We start from the raw sequence: 17,153 nt of genomic DNA, 5'->3' as shown, positions 1-17,153 counted from the left end.
CTACAGCACGTAGACGAAGAAAAACAAACCGATCCACACCACATCCACAAAGTGCCAATACCAACTGGCCGCCTCGAAGCCGAACTGGTGCTCGGCATTGAAATGCCCCTTTAGGATGCGCATCAGCATCACGAACAAAATGATCGTGCCGATGGTCACGTGGGCGCCGTGAAAGCCGGTCAACATGAAGAAAGTCGCGCCATACACCCCCGAGCCCAGGGTCAGGCCCAGCTCTTTGTAGGCGTGGATATATTCCTCGGCCTGGAACCCCAGGAACGCCACCCCCAGCAACACGGTGAGCGCCAACCAGATTTTCAGCGCGCCGCGATGCCCCTTGCGCAGGGCGTGGTGGGCGATGGTGATGGTCACGCTGGAACTCACCAGCAAGATGGTGTTGACCAGCGGCAAGCCCCACGGGCTGATGGTGCCTTCCGGCGCCGGGAACAGCTTGGGGTCGGGGTTGTTGAGCAACGGCCAGGCGAACTCGAAATTCGGCCACAGCATGTGCGCAATGCCCTTGGAGCCTTCCCCGGCCAGCCACGGCGCCGACATATGCCGCACATAGAACAGCGCACCGAAGAAGGCGATAAAGAACATCACCTCTGAAAAGATGAACCAGGTCATGCCCCAGCGAAACGAGCGGTCCATCTGTGCGCTGTACAACCCGGCGCGGCTTTCCTTGATCACCGCGCCGAACCAGCCAAACATCATGTAGGCCAACAGCAGGCTGCCCACGAAAAAGATCAGAGGCCCGTGGGATTCCGGGCGCGCAGCCTTGAGGTCGTTGAACCACACGCCCAGGCCATACACGGTGATCAGCAGCCCAAACGTGGCAATTATTGGCCACTTGCTTTGCGCTGGTACGTAGTACGTATCATGAGTCGACATGTATCCGTTCTCCTAATCGAGCCCGCAGGCACGCCTAGCCGCCGGTATGGACAGCCACGGGCGGTTGGCGCGCAGTGATATCGAACAGCGTGTACGCCAGGGTCAAATGCTTCACATCCTTGGGCATGTCGCGGTCGACAATGAAGCGCACCGGCATCTCGATGCGCTCCCCCGGCTGCAGCACTTGCTGGGTGAAGCAAAAACACTCGGTCTTGTGGAAGTACATCGCCGCTTCGGCCGGGGAAATGCTCGGGATCGCCTGGGCCGTCATCGGCTTGTCGCTGGGGTTGAAGGCTACGAACACCATCTCGTTGACCGCGCCAGGGTTGACCACGATTTCGTCGGCCTTGGAGTGGAATTCCCAGACCATATCGATGGCATTGGTCGACAGAAACTGCACCCGCACCTGGCGCGACGGATCGACTACCTGTGAGCCTTCGTACTGCCCGGCAGTCTTGCCGTTGATGCCGAAGGCCTTGCACATCACGTCGTAGATCGGCACCAGGGCGAAGCCAAAGGCGAACATCGCCAGCACCAGGATCAGCAGGCGCGTGACCAGGCGGTTGAGGGGCACGGAATCAGCCATGGCGCCCACCCCCGCGTGACGGTTCTGTAGGAGCGAGCTTGCTCGCGAAAAACCACAGCGCGCCGCGTTTATCCAGGCAACCCGCGTTATCGCTCACGCCCTTCGCGAGCAAGCTCGCGCCTACAGACCCGCTGTTCATTTGACCTCCGGCGGCGTGGTGAAGGTGTGGTACGGCGCTGGCGAAGGAATGCTCCACTCCAGCCCTTCGGCACCATCCCACGGCTTGGCCGGCGCCGGCTTACCGCCACGGATGCACTTGATCACGATAAACAGGAAGAAAATCTGCGTGGCACCGAACATGAAGGCGCCAATCGACGACACCATATTGAAGTCGGCGAACTGCAGGTTGTAGTCCGGCACCCGGCGCGGCATGCCGGCCAGCCCGACGAAGTGCATCGGGAAGAACGCCATGTTCATCCCCACGAACGACAGCCAGAAATGCAGCTTGCCCAGGGTTTCGTCGTACATATGGCCGGTCCATTTCGGCAGCCAGTAGTAGGCCGAGGCGAAGATCCCGAAGATCGCCCCGGGCACCAGTACGTAATGGAAATGCGCCACCACAAAGTAGGTGTCGTGGTACTGGAAATCCGCCGGCGCAATGGCCAGCATCAGCCCGGAAAAGCCGCCGATGGTGAACAGGATCACGAAGGCCACGGCAAACAGCATGGGCGTCTCGAAGGTCAACGAACCTTGCCACATGGTGCTGACCCAGTTGAACACCTTGACCCCGGTGGGCACGGCGATCAGCAGGGTGGCGTACATGAAGAACAACTCACCCACCAACGGAATACCCACCACGAACATGTGGTGCGCCCACACGATAAACGACAGGAACGCGATACTCGCGGTGGCGTAGACCATCGAGGTGTAGCCGAACAGCGGCTTGCGCGAGAAGGTCGGGATGATCGAGCTGACGGCACCAAAGGCCGGCAGGATCATGATGTACACCTCGGGATGGCCGAAGAACCAGAACACATGCTGGAACAATACCGGGTCACCGCCGCCGGCAGCGCTGAAGAAGCTGGTGCCGAAGTGGATATCCATCAGCATCATGGTCACGCAACCGGCCAGTACCGGCATCACCGCGATCAGCAGGAACGCGGTGATCAGCCAGGTCCAGACGAACAGCGGCATCTTCATCAGGGTCATGCCCGGGGCACGCAGGTTGAGGATGGTGGCGACCACGTTGATCGCGCCCATGATCGAACTGATCCCCATCAGGTGAATGGCGAAGATAAAGAACGTCACGCTTTCCGGGGCGTAGGTGGTGGAGAGCGGGGCATAGAAGGTCCAACCGAAGTTGGGCCCGCCCCCCGGGGAGAACAAGGTCGAGACCAGCAACAGGAACGCCGCCGGCAACAGCCAGAAGCTGAAGTTGTTCATGCGCGGCAGGGCCATGTCCGGCGCGCCGATCATCAGCGGGATCATCCAGTTGGCCAGGCCGACAAACGCCGGCATCACCGCGCCAAACACCATGATCAAGCCATGCATGGTGGTCATCTGGTTGAAAAACGCCGGCTCGACGATTTGCAGCCCCGGCTGGAACAACTCGGCACGGATCACCATGGCGAACGAGCCGCCGAGCAGGAACATGGCGAAGCTGAACCACAGGTACATGGTCCCGATATCTTTGTGGTTGGTGGTCAGCACCCAGCGCATCAAGCCCTTGGCGGGGCCGTGGGCGTGGTCAGCGGCATGACCGTGGTCATCGATCACAGTGCTCATGGCCGTTCTCCTGCAAGCGGATGGGCGGGGCGGGTCAGGGCATACGCAATGAAGAGGTTCATTTGCTTTCCGCCTGTTTGATGGCCAGCACGTCTTTAGGCGTGACCATGTCGCCTTTGTTGTTGCCCCAGGCGTTACGCTCGTAGGTCACGACTGCCGCAATATCGACTTCCGACAGCTGCTTGCCGAACGCCGCCATCGCGGTCCCGGGCTTGCCGTGGTAGACGATGCTCAGGTGATCTGCCGCAGGTCCGGTGGCGATTTTCGAGCCCTTGAGCGCCGGGAACATCGGCGGCAGGCCTTGGCCTTCGGCCTGGTGACAGGCCACGCAAGTGGTGTGGTAGACCTTGTCGCCACGGGCCACCAGCTCTTCAAGTGTCCACTCTTTGGAGGTCAGCTCCTTGAGCTTGGCGGCTTCTTCCTTGCGCTCGCCGAGCCAGGTTTCATAGTCCGCCTTGGACTTGACCTCGACCACGATGGGCATGAACCCGTGGTCCTTGCCGCATAGCTCTGCGCACTGGCCACGGTAGATGCCGGGCTTCTCGACCCGGGTCCAGGCCTCGTTGACGAAGCCGGGGATGGCATCGCGCTTGACCGCAAACGCCGGTACCCACCAGGAGTGGATAACGTCGGCGGCGGTCACCAAAAAGCGCACCTTGGCGCCCACCGGCAGCACCAGCGGCTGATCGACTTCCAGCAGGTAGTGTTCGCCCTTGGTGGCCTTGTTCTGGATCTGCTCGGCGGGGGTGGCCAGGTTGCTGAAGAACTCGACGTCCTGGCCCAGGTACTTGTAGTGCCACTTCCACTGATAGCCGGTGACCTGGATATCGATATCCGATTCACTGCTGTCGTAGATGTTGATCAGGGTCTTGGTCGCGGGAATAGCCATGGCGACGAGGATCAGCAGGGGCACTACGGTCCAGAGAATTTCGACCGTGGTACTTTCGTGGAACTTGGCCGCCACCTGGCCCGTGGAGCGCCGATGCACAATCATCGACCAGAACATGGCACCAAACACGATGATGCCGATCACCACACAGATCCAGAAAATGGTCATGTGCAGGTCGAACACAGCGTGACTGACTTCGGTGGCCCCTGGTGCCATATTCACTGTCCAGGCGGCCTGCGCCTGGCTGAATACTGACCACAAGAGTAAGCCCATCCAAACATGTGGATGTCGCGTCATTGCGGGTTCCCCTTATCGTTCTTGTTATCCCGCCGGTTTGCACCTGCGGCCAAGGGGGCGGCTTCTAAACTGCTTACATCCGCCAAGCCTTGCCTGCCTAATGCAGTCGGGCGTCATCAGCTAATTGCGTACAAACCCGAGTATAGACAGCGACTGCGACCCCGCAATGTGTGGGGACAAATCAGTAAAAAGAGACGAACGGCGCTGGCCGGCCAGCAGATTAAAGGCCTATCCGACGAACGATGGCATTTCGATATAACAGCGGCGCATAACCATGAAATAATTATGACAAATGCGTCTTAGGGGCTCGTATAAACGAGCTACCTTATGCAATCCCCTTTCCTACGCCCGTATTCCTGGAGCTTTCATGAACACCGCCGCATTGCGCGAGCAGATTTCCCGTGCCCATCAACACGAAGCATCCACTGGCCAATTGGCTAAACAACTGGACGCTCAGTTACCACACCTGCATTCGGCCATTTCCCTGGCCGAGGGTGATCGTAATGCCGTGATGACGCGCTTCGTCACCGCCTACATCGATCAGGTTCCGGACCTGCTGGACGCCGCCAACGACGTGGCCCGGGAAGCAGGGATTGAAAGCCAGATCAAGCCGGTGCTGAAAATCGCCGAGCATTTCTTTCTCCAGCCACCGGCCATCCTCGCTGCCCATGAAGGCCTGAACGGCCTGCTGGACGAGGCCTACCTGGCCCACCGGCTGGTGGAAGAAGTGAACGATTTGTATATCAAGCACTTCGGCCAGCCGTTGATTCCGGCGGACACCACCGTTGCCAATGTGATTGCCCACCAGTTGATCGGCGAAGATTTCGCCAACCAGCTGGATGAAGCCGTGCACCTGGCGGTGGATGAGATGCTCAATGAAGAGAGCTTTGCCCTGGAGTCCGTCGAGGCCTATCGCGAGCAGCTCAAGAGCCCGGCAACGGAAGCCGCGTGGAAGCGCTGGCCTTGCCTGTCGCGCCAGCTGGGCGTGGAGTTGGAGCTGGATCAGCCGGCCTAGAGTTGCGGCCTGGCACAGAACAAAATGTGGGAGGGGTTTGTGTGGGAGCCGGGCTTGCCCGCGATGCAGGCACCGGGGTGCATCAGTTACACCGCGGTGCTGCTATCGCGGGCAAGCCCGGCTCCCACACAAGCCCCTCCCACTTTTTTATGCGGTTTCGTCAGCCCACCGACGGGGCAGAACCGATCCGGGTCGTGGTTCTTATCCGCCCTTCCAACCGACGCTTCAACCCCCGCGCCTCGATCACCAACTTCGAGCCCTTGGCCGCATTGGCCCGCCCCCATTCCTCCAGCAATTCCAGGCACGAGTGATCCACGTAGCTCAGGTTATTGAGCGGCACATGCACGGTGCTTCCCGCGGGCACTGTCGCCAGTACCTGAGTCAATGCGGGCACCTTGAGAAAGGTCGCCGCGCCTATCAACCGCAACTCCATTTCACCGTCCTGGGGCAGGTCGATCAGGCTGACTTTCAAGCGTGAAGCTTTCCACGCCAGTTTCACCAGGGTCAGGCCGAAGCCCACCAGCACACCGGTCAGCAAGTCGGTCAAGATGATCGCCAGGGCCGTGGCCGCGTAGGTGAACATCGGCATCCGACCATAGCGCCCCAGGCCACGGAACGCCTTGAGGTCCACCAACTTGATGCCGGTATACACCAGCACACCCGCCAGGCTCGCCACCGGAATGCTTTGCAGCACGCTCGACAGCAGCAACACGAAGGCCAGCAGCCAGAGACCATGGAACATTGCCGACAGACGCGTGGTTGCGCCCGCCTGGACGTTGGCCGAACTGCGTACGATCACCCCGGTCATGGGCAATGCGCCCACCAGGCCACACAACATGTTGCCTACACCCTGGGCAGACAATTCCTTGTCGAAGTCCGAGCGTTGGCCGTTGTGCATCCGATCCACAGCCGCCGCCGAGAGCAAGGTTTCGGCACTGGCAATAAAGGCCACCGCGAAAGCGGCGATCAGCAGGCTGGGGTCGGCCAGGTTCAGCAGGTCACTGGGGCGGAGCCAGTCGATGGCATCGGCGAGGTTTTCCGGCACTTCCACGCGTTTGACCTGCAATGCCAGCATCAGGCTGGCTGCCGTCGCCAAGCCCACCCCCAGCAACGCACCCGGTACAAAGCGCAGTTTTTGCGGACGAAATTTATCCCACATCCACATCACCAGAATCGTCGACAACCCCAGCAGACCGGCTTGCCAGCCGAGACCGGGAATGGCCTGGGCCACTGCAGCGGGGAAGCCGGCAAGGTTATCCAGCCCAGACGGCTTGGGCGCTCCATCGAGCATCACATGCACCTGCGACAGGACAATCAGCACCCCGATCCCCGCCAGCATGCCGTAGACCACCGCAGGTGCCGTCACCCGGAACCAGCAACCCAGGCGCAGGCGCCCGGCCACCAGTTGCAGGAAGCCCGCCAACAGCAGGATCGGCCCGAGCATCAGCATCCCGTGCTGGCGCACCAGTTCGAACACCAACACCGCCAGGCCGGCAGCCGGGCCACTGACTTGCAGGGGCGAGCCGGCCAGCCAACCCACCACCAGGCCACCGATGATCCCGGTGATCAGGCCCTTGGCCGGCGGCATGCCCGAAGCAATGGCGATCCCCATGCAAAGTGGCAAGGCCACCAGAAACACCACCACCGAAGCCAACAGCTCCCGTGGCAGCACTGTTTTCAATTGAGCTGCACGCATAATGACTCTCCCGAGGCATTCGCCGGGCGTGGCAAGGCCTGGCTGCATCCATGGCAGCCATCGCATTACCCGGCAGGGGATTGTTTTAGAAGCGCGCTTTGGGCGTCGCCGAAGGGATCGGTCCGGAACCGGTCAGCGGCAGGAACGTGGCCTGGTCCGCATCGTAGGCTTTGATCTCGCTGGTCTCGATGTTGTAGATCCAGCCATGGATAAACAAATGACCGTTGGCCATGCGCGAAGCCACAGAAGGGTGGGTGCGCAAATGTTGCAACTGGGCGATGACGTTTTCTTCGGTCAGCACCTGCATGCTTTCGCCTTCATTGGCGCAATCACAGTTGTCCTGGACCATGGTCTTGGCGACCTCGGCATGGCGCAGCCAGGCTTTGACCGTGGGCATCTTTTCCAGGCTCTGGGGATTGAGCACCGCCCGCATCGCGCCACAGTCGGAGTGGCCGCAGACGATGATGTGCTGCACGCCCAGGGCCAGCACCGCGTACTCGATGGCCGTGGACACACCGCCGTTCATCTGCCCATAAGGCGGCACGACGTTGCCTACGTTACGGGTGACGAACAGATCGCCCGGGGAGCTTTGGGTAATCAGTTCCGGAACAATGCGCGAGTCGGCGCAGGTGATAAACATCGCCCGTGGGCTCTGGGCCGTGGCGAGTTTCTTGAAGAGTTCTTCCTGCTGGGGAAAGACCTCGTTATGGAAATGCAAAAAGCCATCAACGATGTGCTGCAGCGCTGCATCGGCGGACTCCGCCTCGTGAGGGGCTGAAGCCGACGCAGCCAACGGCTGTTTATCCTTGTCACTCATGATTCATCCTCGTAGTTGGAGCAGGGGAGTGTTGCAGTTCAGTTTGGCGCGCGACCATTGCAATAATTGGAAAACCACACCAGCCGCGACGCAGACCCACCAGTCACTCGATGAACAAGGTACCTGCCAAAACTTAACTCAAACTGAATCAACCGCTCTATCTCGCGGGTTTCAGTGATGTCAAAACGCGACTACCCTGGCTGGGCAGTGCGCGCATTTGTATCAGTCTACAACAAAGCCAACTGCCTGCCGGGCGGGCAGAACGCACTGCAATCGAGGTTGAAGCCTTCCCGTCGGTCCAGCCCCAAGCGCTTGATCGCCTTGGCAAATCGTTGCGCCAGCAGGTCGGCAAACGGCCCCTCACCGCGCATGCGTACACCGAAGCGGCTGTCATAGACTTCGCCCCCGCGCACCTGGCGTACCAGGCTCATCACATGGGCCGCCCGCTGCGGGTAATGGGCCGCCAGCCACTCCTCGAACAGCGGCGCCACCTCAAGGGGCAGGCGCAGCATCATATAGGCGGCGCTCTGCGCCCCGGCGGCATGGGCCTCGGCGAGCAGGCTTTCCAGTTCGCTGTCGTTGATCATCGGAATCATCGGCGAACACAGCACGCCTACCGGGATACCCGCCTGACGCATCACCCGGATCGCCCGCAAACGCGCCTTGGGCGCCGCCGCACGGGGCTCCAGGATGCGCTTGAGCTCATCGTCCAGGCTGGTAAGGCTGATCATCACCGCTACCAGCCGCTGGCGGGCCAGCTCCGTGAGCAGGTCCAGGTCACGCAGGATCAACGAACCCTTGGTCACGATAGTCACCGGGTGACGATAGCGCAGCAGCACCTCCAGGGTTTGCCGGGTGATCTTGTACTCGCGCTCGATGGGCTGGTACGGGTCCGTGTTGGAACCCAGGTTAATCGGCGCACACACATAGCCGGGCTTGGACAATTGCTGCTCCAGCACCTCGGCGGCGTTGCTCTTGGCGATCAGCTTGGTTTCGAAGTCCAGGCCCGGGGACATGTCCCAATAGGCATGGCTGGGCCGCGCATAACAATAAATACAACCATGCTCACAGCCCCGGTAAGGGTTGATGGAGCGATCGAAAGGCAGGTCTGGCGAGGTATTGCGGGTGATGATGGTCTTCGCTGTCTCGATACGCACTTCGGTACCCTGGGTCGGCGGCACTTCCTGATACCAACCATCGTCCTCGGCCACACTGACCGTGGGCGCGAAGCGATTGTGCAGGTTGGTGGCGGTGCCTCGCCCACGCGGCGGTAGAGGAGTGGACATGAAAGCGCCTCGATACTGTTTTTATATACAGTATCGAGGCGCAGCGTATCTGACCAGTGCCGTTGGGCGGCAAAGCCTGAATCAGTGACTCGTGGTCACTTGCCCCAGATCGTCGCCCGAGGTGCTGTGTTGATCGCTCTTGCGCAGGTCGGCGACTTCGCCGGCCTTCACCGGCGCGCCCTGGTTACCCCAGCTGCCACGAATAAAGCTGACCACATCCGCCACTTCCTGATCCGACAAGCGCCAGGCAAACGCCGGCATGGTGAAGGTGGATGGCGCGGCGTGAGTGGCCGGCAGGGTGCCGCCCTTCAACACAATGTTGATCAGCGACGTGGCATCTGCCGTCTGCAACACCGGGTTGCCCGCCAGCGCCGGGAACACCCGGGTGTAGCCATGGCCGTCGGTACGGTGGCAGGCCGCGCAGTTGTCGATGTACACCGCGGCGCCTGGCTTGCTGTCATCGCCCTTCCACAGCGCCTCGGCCACCTGCTTGTCGTATTGGTGCGGCTGATCCTTGGGGTCGACTGCCGGCAGGCTCTTGAGGTAACGGGCGATAGCTGTCAGGTCGTCTTCAGACATGTACTGCATGCTATGGACTACAACATCGCTCATACCGCCAAACACCGCGCTGCGATCACTGCGACCGGTCTTGAGAAACTGCACCAGCTGCTCTTCGCTCCAACTGCCCAGGCCGTCCTTGTGGTCGCCGCGCAGGCTTTTGGCGATCCAGCCTTCCAGTGGCGCACTGCCGGACAGGAACGCCGCCCCGTCCGCCGCGCTCAGGGCCTTTTCCTGCATGGTCAGGGCCCGCGGGGTATGGCAAGCGCCGCAGTGACCCAGGCCTTCCACCAGGTAGGCGCCACGGCTGATCACCGGGTCGGCATCGGCCGGGGCCTGATAGTCCGCCACCTCGGGCGCGAACATCCAGCGCCACGCCGCCAGGGGCCAGCGCATGCTCAAGGGCCAGGGAATATCACTGTCCTGGTTCGCCTGGGCGACCGGTTCCACACCTTTCATAAAGTACGCATACAGCGCCTGCATGTCGGTTTCGCTGACACGTGCATAAGACGGGTAGGGCATCGCCGGGTAAAGAGTACTACCGCTTTTGGCGACGCCATGGCGCACGGCCTTGTCGAAGTCTTCAAAGCTGTAGTCCCCCAGGCCGGTTTTGTCCGGGGTGATGTTGGTGGAGTAAATCACGCCGATCGGGGTTTCCATCGGCAGCCCACCGGCAAACGGCTTGCCGCCCTTGGCCGTATGGCAGGCCACGCAGTCACCGGCGCGGGCCAGGTATTCGCCTTGCTTGATCAAATCGGCTTGCGCGGCGCTCACCGAGCAACTGCTGAACAAGGCCAGGGTCGCGATAACAAATGCTTTCATGGTCGTCGCTCCTTATGCCTGAACCAGCGGGCCGGGGTTTTTCAAGTACTGCTCGCGAATCGCTCGGGCCGACCAGTAGGTCAACGCCGCCACCAGGCCCGTAGGGTTGTAGCCCAGGCCTTGTGGGAAAGCAGATGCGCCCGGGACAAACACGTTGTGTACATCCCAGCACTGCAAGTAGCGATTCAACGCGCTGGTCTTCGGGTCGGTACCCATGATCGCGCCACCATTGAGGTGGGTGGTCTGGTAGGACGCGGTATTGAAGTGTTCGCCGACTTTTTTGCCGAGCACGGCAATCGCCTTGGGGTTCATCGCCTCGGCGATCTTGCCCATTTTCTCGACCATGAAGCGGTTCATCTTGATGTCGTTTTCCTGCCAGTCGAAGGTCATGCGCAGCAACGGCAGGCCGTAGGCATCCCGGTAAACCGGATCCAGATCGAGGTAGTTACCCCTGTAGGACTGATGGGCGCCGTGGGCATCCATCGACACCTGGTGGGTGTAGTAATCGGCCGTTGCGCGCTTCCACGCGCTGCCCCAGGCCGGCGTGCCCGGTGGGTTGGAGGTCCCGGCAATCGGTCGGCTGCCCGCCTGGTTGACCCACATGGGCGAGCCTCCGACAAAGCCATGGGGCCCATGGTCGAAGTTGTCGGCGTTGAAATCGTCCACCGCCACGCCATTGCCGCCGGCGCCGATGAAGTTGTTGGTGTGCACGTCTTTATCGAAGTAGGCCTTGATGGTGGCCATGTTCTGGTAGGCGAAGTTCTTGCCCACCACCCCTTCGCCCGTGATCGGGTCGTAGGGCTTGCCGATGCCCGAGAGCAGCATCAGGCGCACGTTGTGGAACTGGAAGGCGCCAAGAATCACCAGGTCCGCCGGTTGCTCGATCTCGCGCCCCTGGGCGTCGATGTAGGTCACGCCGGTGGCCTTGCGCTTGGTGCTGTCGAGATTGACCTTGAGCACGTGGGAATTGGGCCGCAGCTCAAAGTTCGGCACCTGGCGCAACGCTGGCAGGATATTCACGTTGGGCGATGCCTTGGAGTACATGTAGCAGACATACCCACTGCAAAAACCACAGAAGTTGCACGGCCCCATCTGCGCGCCATAGGGGTTGGTGTAGGGCCCCGAGGTATTGGCCGACGGCAGGTTGTAGGGTTTGTAGCCCACATCGGCGGCAGCTTTCTGGAACAGTTGCGCCGAGTAGGTATTTTTCTGCGACTCCAGTGGGAAATGGCTGGAGCGATCCGGCGCATAAGGGTTACCGCCCTTGCCTTCACCCACCAACTGGCCTTTTACGGTCCAGGCCTGGCCGGAGGTGCCGAAGACTTTTTCGGCGTAGTCAAAGAACGGTTCCAGCTCTTCGTAGCTGACGCCGAAGTCCTGGATGGTCATGTCCTTGGGAATGAAGTTTTTCCCGTAGCGCTCTTCGTAATGGCTGCGCATGCGCAACTCGATAGGGTCCACCCGAAAATGCACGCCCGACCAGTGCAGGCCCGCGCCGCCCACGCCATTGCCCGGTAAAAACGCGCCCAACTGCCGGTTGGGCAAGGCAATGTCATTCACGCTATGGCGAATGGTCACGGTTTCCTTGGAGATGTCCTGGAAGAGTTTTTTACGCACGCTGTAGGTCAGTTCATCGATCACCTGTGGGTAGTTACCGTCCGGGTAGGTGTCCTGCATCGGGCCGCGCTCCAGCGCTACCACGTGCAAGCCTGCTTCGGTCAGCTCCTTGGCCATGATCGCGCCAGTCCAGCCAAAGCCAACGATCACTGCATCGACTTTCTTCATGATGGTCGCCACGCTTATGCCCTCTCGCCACGGATGGAAACAGCCGGGAAGGGGTATTGCTCGTTGCGTTCAACCCAATCCATGAAATCGGCGCGGGCGCCGGGGAAGCCGATCATGGTCCAGCCGACCATGCCTTTGTTGCCGCCGTGGATCGGGTCGCAGAAGAACCCCTCCTTGGTGTTTTGCAGCAACAAGTTGAAGAAAATCTTCGGTGGGACCGCCGCGAAATGCTCGCCGGTTTCCGCACCACCAGCCTCCAGGCGACGCAGCAAATCATCCTGGGTAGCGCTGTCTTGCCCGGCAAATGTTTTACCGTTGAACGCTTTCGACCAGGAATCCGTGGCAGCAATACCCAGGCGATAGATCTCCTTGGGCACCAGCTTGCTCTGCCAGCCCATCTCGGGCGGCGCGTCGGCGTTGAATGGGCCTTGCATAAACCACAGGGCACCGCTGGCGTAAGGGGTGTTCATCTGGCGGTCGATGTATTGCGGCGCACCGGCTTCCAGGGCGCCTGGGCCTTGGGCATCGGCAGGAATCAAGCGCGCGACGGCGGCGTTGATAAACGCCCATTCCTCGGCGGTGAAGTAGCTGGGCTCGTAGGCCTTTTCACTGGCGGGTGCCTTGGCCGGGCTGGCTTGGGCAGGTTCAGGCGTGGCCATCAGCATCGAGCCGCCAAGGCCGGTACTGGCAACCGTGACCACCGGGATCAAGGTCAAGGATTTGCGCAAAAAGTCACGCCGGGGGTTGTCTCGATCTTGATCAGACATGGTGGCACCTCATCATGTAGTCACGGGTTTGAGCAGTCGCTTCGTGGAGCGGCTTGTCGTTTTAATAGCAATGAATAGTTACAAATGATAGCAGGCTAAGTAATGAAGGAATCGTTTCAGCCAGGAAAATCGAGAAATGCGCGCAAAAAAAATGTAGGAGCAAGCCTGCTCGCGAAAATCTCAAGGACGCCGCGTTCATTCAGAATGAACGCGTTATCGTTAACGATCTTCGCGAGCAAGCTCGCTCCTACAGTGGTTGGCGAAGCTTCTTTAGTCTTTTTTCAGCTTCGGATTAGGGAAGAACTGTACCGCCTGCACCTTGGGATCCGCGGGTGCTTTCAACGCCGAGGTATTGACCCGCGTGCCCAATTCCTTGGGCACCGACAAACCTTGGTCGTTGAGCGTGTCGGTATAGCCGCAGGCCACGCATTCGCGATGGGGCACGCTGTCTTCGGTCCACATCTTCAACTTGTCCGGCTCGCTGCACGCCGGGCACACGGCGCCGGCGATAAATTGCTTTTTGGTGATCACAGGCCCGTCACTCATGCTGCCGCGTCCTCACTCAGGCCGCTGTGGCGCAAGAGTGCGTCAATCGACGGTGCGCGTCCGCGGAAGTCGACGAACAACACCATCGGCGCCTGGGAACCCCCTCGGGCCAGGATCGCCTCGCGGAAGGCACGGCCGGTTTCGGCGTTGAGCACGCCGTCTTCTTCAAACTTGGAGAAGGCATCCGCCGACAACACTTCGGCCCACTTGTAGCTGTAGTACCCCGCCGCATAACCGCCGGCGAAGATATGCGCGAAGCTGTTGGGGAAGCGGTTGTAGGCGGGTGGACGCATTACGGACACTTCGTCACGAATGCCTTCGAGTACCTGGGCCACGCTGCGGCCATCGCCGTGGGTGGCATGCAGCTCAAAGTCAAACAGCGAGAACTCCAGTTGGCGCACCATCATCAGCCCCGACTGGAAGTTCTTCGCCGCGAGCATTTTTTGCAGCAGGTCCTGGGGCAGTGCTTCGCCGCTTTCATAGTGACCGGAAATCAGCGCCAGCCCTTCCGGCTCCCAGCACCAGTTCTCCATGAACTGGCTCGGCAACTCCACCGCATCCCAGGCCACGCCATTGATACCGGACACGCCCGCGTGTTCGACGCGGGTCAGCAGGTGGTGCAGGCCATGGCCGAATTCGTGGAACAGGGTGGTGACTTCATCGTGGGTCAGCAGGGCAGGCTTGCCGCTGTCGGCCGGGGTGAAGTTGCACACCAGGTTGGCCACCGGGCTTTGCAGGGTACCTGCCGCGGTACGCCGGCGATCACGGGCGCCGTCCATCCACGCACCGCCACGCTTGTTGGCGCGGGCATACAGGTCGAAGAAGAAGCGGCCGACGTGTTGGCCGTTTTCCTTGATTTCGAACAGGCGAACATCCGGGTGCCAGGTATCGAAGCCTTTCTGCTCGGCGATCTCGATGCCGTACAGGCGCTGGACAATGGCAAACAGGCCACCCAGCACTTTGTCGATCGGGAAGTAGGCGCGCAGGGCTTCCTGGGACACGCTGTAGCGCTGTTCACGCAGCTTTTCGCCGTAGAAACCGCTGTCCCAGCTTTGCAGGTCGGCGCAGCCTTGCTCGGCGGCGTAGGCCTTGAGCTGCTGCAGGTCCTGGGTGGCGAACGGTTTGCTGCGCTTGGCCAGGTCACGTAGGAAACTCAGTACCTGGTCGCTGGATTCGGCCATTTTGGTGGCCAGGCTCAGTTCGGAGAAGGAGGCGAAGCCGAGCAGTTGGGCCAGTTCCTGACGCAGGTCGAGGATCTGTTCCATCACCGGACCGTTATCGTTCTGACCGGCATTCGGGCCCTGGTCCGACGCGCGGGTGCAGTAGGCCGCGTAGACTTCTTCACGTAGCGCGCGGTCGTGGGCGTAGGTCATCACCGCGTAGTAGCTGGGGAATTCCAGGGTGATCAGCCAGCCATCAAGACCTTTGGCCTGGGCCGCAGCAGCCATTTGCGCCTTGGCCGAATCGGTCAGGCCGGCCAAGGTGGCTTCGTCGGTGACGTGCTTGGTCCAGGCCTGGGTGGCGTCGAGCAACTGGTTGGAGAACTTGCTGCCCAGTTCGGACAATTTGCTTTGCACTTCGGCGTAGCGCTTCTGCTGCTCAGGCGGCAGGTCGATACCCGACAGGCGGAAGTCGCGCAGGGCGTGCTCCAGGATGGTTTTTTGCGCCACATCGAAACCGGCGGCTTCGGGGCTGTTGGCCAGGGCTTCGAACGCCTGGAACAGCTCGCGGTTCTGGCCCATCTCGGTAGAGTAGGCGCTCAAGGCCGGCAGGCAGGCCTCGTAGGCTTGGCGCAATTCAGCGCTGTTGCATACGGCATTCAGGTGGCTGACCGGGCTCCACGCCGCGCCCAGGCGGTCGTTGAGTTCGTCCATGGCCAGGACCAGGCCGGCCCAGGTCGGATTTTTCCCCTGGCTTTGCAGGATGCCTTCGATGGCAACGCGGTTGTCGGCCAGGATCTGTTCGATGGCCGGTTGGACGTGCTCGGCACGGATCGCCGAGAACGGCGGCAGGTCGTAGGACTGCAAAAGAGGGTTGTTCGCGCTCACGGTTGGCACCTTGGCTGAAGAAACAGGTAAGACAAAGATGGGGCCATCTTAATTACAATCAACGTCCACCGCAGCTATCAACCAAACAGAGAGAGGCTATCGTGACCCTTCGCACCTATCAGAATCACACGCCAACCCTCGGCGCCGGGGCTTTCGTCGATGCTTCGGCGGTGGTGATCGGCGATGTTGAAATCGGCGCAGACAGTTCGGTCTGGCCGCTGACGGTGATTCGCGGCGACATGCACCGCATCCGCATCGGCGCGCGCACCAGCGTGCAGGACGGCTGCGTGCTGCACATTACCCACGCCGGCCCTTTCAATCCGGACGGTTTCCCGTTGCTGATCGGCGACGACGTGACCATCGCCCATAAAGTCATGCTGCATGGCTGCAGCGTCGGCAGTCGCATCCTGATCGGCATGGGCAGCATTGTGATGGACGGCGCGGTGGTTGAAGAAGATGTGATCATCGGTGCCGGCAGCCTGGTGCCGCCGGGCAAAAAACTGGAAAGCGGTTTTTTGTATGTGGGTAGCCCGGTTAAACAAATCCGCGCGCTGACTGACAAGGAACGCGCCTTTTTCACCTACAGCGCCGCGAACTACGTGAAGCTCAAGGACCTGCACCTGGCAGAAGGATTCGACCAATGACCCTGGATTACCAGACTGTCCTGTTTGACCTGGACGGCACCCTGACCGACCCACGGGAAGGCATCACCCGTTCGATCCAGTACGCCCTGGCCAAGCTGGGTATCGATGAGCCTGACCTGACCAAACTCGAGCACTTTATCGGCCCGCCGCTGCTGCAGGCCTTTATGCAGTTCTACGACTTCGACAAGGCCCGCGCGTGGGAGGCGGTGAATTTCTACCGCGAGCGCTTCAAAGTCACCGGGCTCTATGAAAACCGCGTGTTTGACGGGGTCATGCCACTCCTCGAAGAATTGAATGGCCAGGGGCGCCAGTTGTATGTGGCTACCTCCAAGCCGTGGGAATTTGCCCGGGAGATCGCCAGGCATTTCGATTTCGCCAAGCACTTCAAGGTGATCTACGGCAGTGAGCTCGACGGTACCCGTACCAACAAGGTCGAATTGATCGCCCACTTGATGCACGAAGAAGGCCTGGATCCGGCCAGCACCTTGATGATCGGCGACCGCAAGCACGACCTGATCGGCGCGCGCAGCAATGGGCTGGATGCGGCGGCGGTGGGGTATGGGTTTGGTAGTTTTGAAGAGTTGAGTGCCGAAGAACCGCGCTGGCATTTTGAGACGTTGGACGAGATGCATCAGGCGTTTTTGCGGCGGGCGTGAGATGGCTATCGCGGGCAAGCCCGCTCCCACATGTTGATGTGTGAACACCGTCAAATGTGGGAGCTGGCTTGCCTGCGATGAGCATCGGTATCTACACAACTTTCAGAAACTGACGAACTCTCCTGTGG

General features: G+C 60.7%; 15 protein-coding genes. 3 read left to right on the top strand and 12 right to left on the bottom strand.

Annotated features, from left to right (window positions below):
- The 4 genes from GDV60_RS01165 to coxB all read right to left on the bottom strand — a co-directional run bounded on the left by GDV60_RS01165 (nt 1) and on the right by coxB (nt 4,385).
- Complete coding sequence (locus GDV60_RS01165; protein ID WP_029290317.1) at nt 1-888, bottom strand: cytochrome c oxidase subunit 3; 888 nt, start codon at nt 886-888, stop codon at nt 1-3.
- 34 nt (nt 889-922) lie between these two features.
- Nucleotides 923-1,474: a cytochrome c oxidase assembly protein gene (locus GDV60_RS01160; RefSeq protein ID WP_029290315.1), complete on the bottom strand. Its 552-nt coding sequence runs from the start codon at nt 1,472-1,474 to the stop codon at nt 923-925.
- 135 nt (nt 1,475-1,609) lie between these two features.
- Nucleotides 1,610-3,199 (bottom strand): cytochrome c oxidase subunit I, encoded by a 1,590-nt coding sequence (gene ctaD / locus GDV60_RS01155; protein WP_029290313.1) that lies wholly within the window; start codon nt 3,197-3,199, stop codon nt 1,610-1,612.
- Nucleotides 3,200-3,257: 58 nt separating this feature from the next.
- A complete protein-coding gene (gene coxB, locus GDV60_RS01150) occupies nt 3,258-4,385 on the bottom strand; it encodes a cytochrome c oxidase subunit II (protein WP_070995518.1) in 1,128 nt (375 codons plus the stop codon).
- A gap of 367 nt (nt 4,386-4,752) precedes the next feature.
- On the opposite strand from coxB, the gene GDV60_RS01145 reads away from it, so the two are divergent.
- Nucleotides 4,753-5,400: a hypothetical protein gene (locus GDV60_RS01145; RefSeq protein WP_032862631.1), complete on the top strand. Its 648-nt coding sequence runs from the start codon at nt 4,753-4,755 to the stop codon at nt 5,398-5,400.
- A 160-nt stretch (nt 5,401-5,560) separates the two neighbouring features.
- Here the strand turns inward: GDV60_RS01145 and GDV60_RS01140 are convergent, their stop codons facing one another.
- From GDV60_RS01140 to prlC, 8 genes are all read right to left on the bottom strand, one after another.
- Complete coding sequence (locus GDV60_RS01140) at nt 5,561-7,096, bottom strand: SulP family inorganic anion transporter (protein WP_159906021.1); 1,536 nt, start codon at nt 7,094-7,096, stop codon at nt 5,561-5,563.
- An 85-nt stretch (nt 7,097-7,181) separates the two neighbouring features.
- Nucleotides 7,182-7,913: a carbonic anhydrase gene (locus GDV60_RS01135; RefSeq protein ID WP_029290302.1), complete on the bottom strand. Its 732-nt coding sequence runs from the start codon at nt 7,911-7,913 to the stop codon at nt 7,182-7,184.
- Nucleotides 7,914-8,140: 227 nt separating this feature from the next.
- Complete coding sequence (locus GDV60_RS01130) at nt 8,141-9,199, bottom strand: PA0069 family radical SAM protein (RefSeq protein WP_092232490.1); 1,059 nt, start codon at nt 9,197-9,199, stop codon at nt 8,141-8,143.
- Nucleotides 9,200-9,280: 81 nt separating this feature from the next.
- A complete protein-coding gene (locus GDV60_RS01125; RefSeq protein WP_029290298.1) occupies nt 9,281-10,579 on the bottom strand; it encodes a cytochrome c in 1,299 nt (432 codons plus the stop codon).
- Nucleotides 10,580-10,591: 12 nt separating this feature from the next.
- On the bottom strand, nt 10,592-12,376 hold the full coding sequence (locus GDV60_RS01120; RefSeq protein WP_029290295.1) for a GMC family oxidoreductase: 1,785 nt from the start codon (nt 12,374-12,376) through the stop codon (nt 10,592-10,594).
- Between the two features lie 2 nt (nt 12,377-12,378).
- Nucleotides 12,379-13,131 carry a gluconate 2-dehydrogenase subunit 3 family protein gene (locus tag GDV60_RS01115; RefSeq protein WP_092232487.1) on the bottom strand — a complete coding sequence of 251 codons (753 nt, stop codon included), beginning with the start codon at nt 13,129-13,131 and terminating at the stop codon, nt 12,379-12,381.
- 270 nt (nt 13,132-13,401) lie between these two features.
- Nucleotides 13,402-13,677: a YheV family putative zinc ribbon protein gene (locus tag GDV60_RS01110; protein ID WP_029290288.1), complete on the bottom strand. Its 276-nt coding sequence runs from the start codon at nt 13,675-13,677 to the stop codon at nt 13,402-13,404.
- Nucleotides 13,674-15,725, bottom strand: a complete 2,052-nt coding sequence (prlC, locus tag GDV60_RS01105; RefSeq protein ID WP_029290287.1) for an oligopeptidase A — start codon at nt 15,723-15,725, stop codon at nt 13,674-13,676. The genes GDV60_RS01110 and prlC overlap by 4 nt, the downstream gene beginning before the upstream one ends.
- 101 nt (nt 15,726-15,826) lie before the next feature.
- On the opposite strand from prlC, the gene GDV60_RS01100 reads away from it, so the two are divergent.
- The gene (locus tag GDV60_RS01100) at nt 15,827-16,369 is read left to right on the top strand and encodes a gamma carbonic anhydrase family protein (protein WP_159906019.1); all 543 of its coding nucleotides are present in this window, start codon (nt 15,827-15,829) and stop codon (nt 16,367-16,369) included.
- On the top strand, nt 16,366-17,025 hold the full coding sequence (locus GDV60_RS01095; protein WP_159906017.1) for an HAD family hydrolase: 660 nt from the start codon (nt 16,366-16,368) through the stop codon (nt 17,023-17,025). The genes GDV60_RS01100 and GDV60_RS01095 overlap by 4 nt, the downstream gene beginning before the upstream one ends.
- Nucleotides 17,026-17,153 lie beyond the last annotated feature (128 nt).

This window comes from Pseudomonas sp. DTU12.1, assembly GCF_009873475.1.
Taxonomy (GTDB): domain Bacteria; phylum Pseudomonadota; class Gammaproteobacteria; order Pseudomonadales; family Pseudomonadaceae; genus Aquipseudomonas; species Aquipseudomonas proteolytica.
The sequence above is the reverse complement of the archived record's forward strand: the minus strand, read 5'-3'. Positions and strand labels throughout refer to the sequence as shown.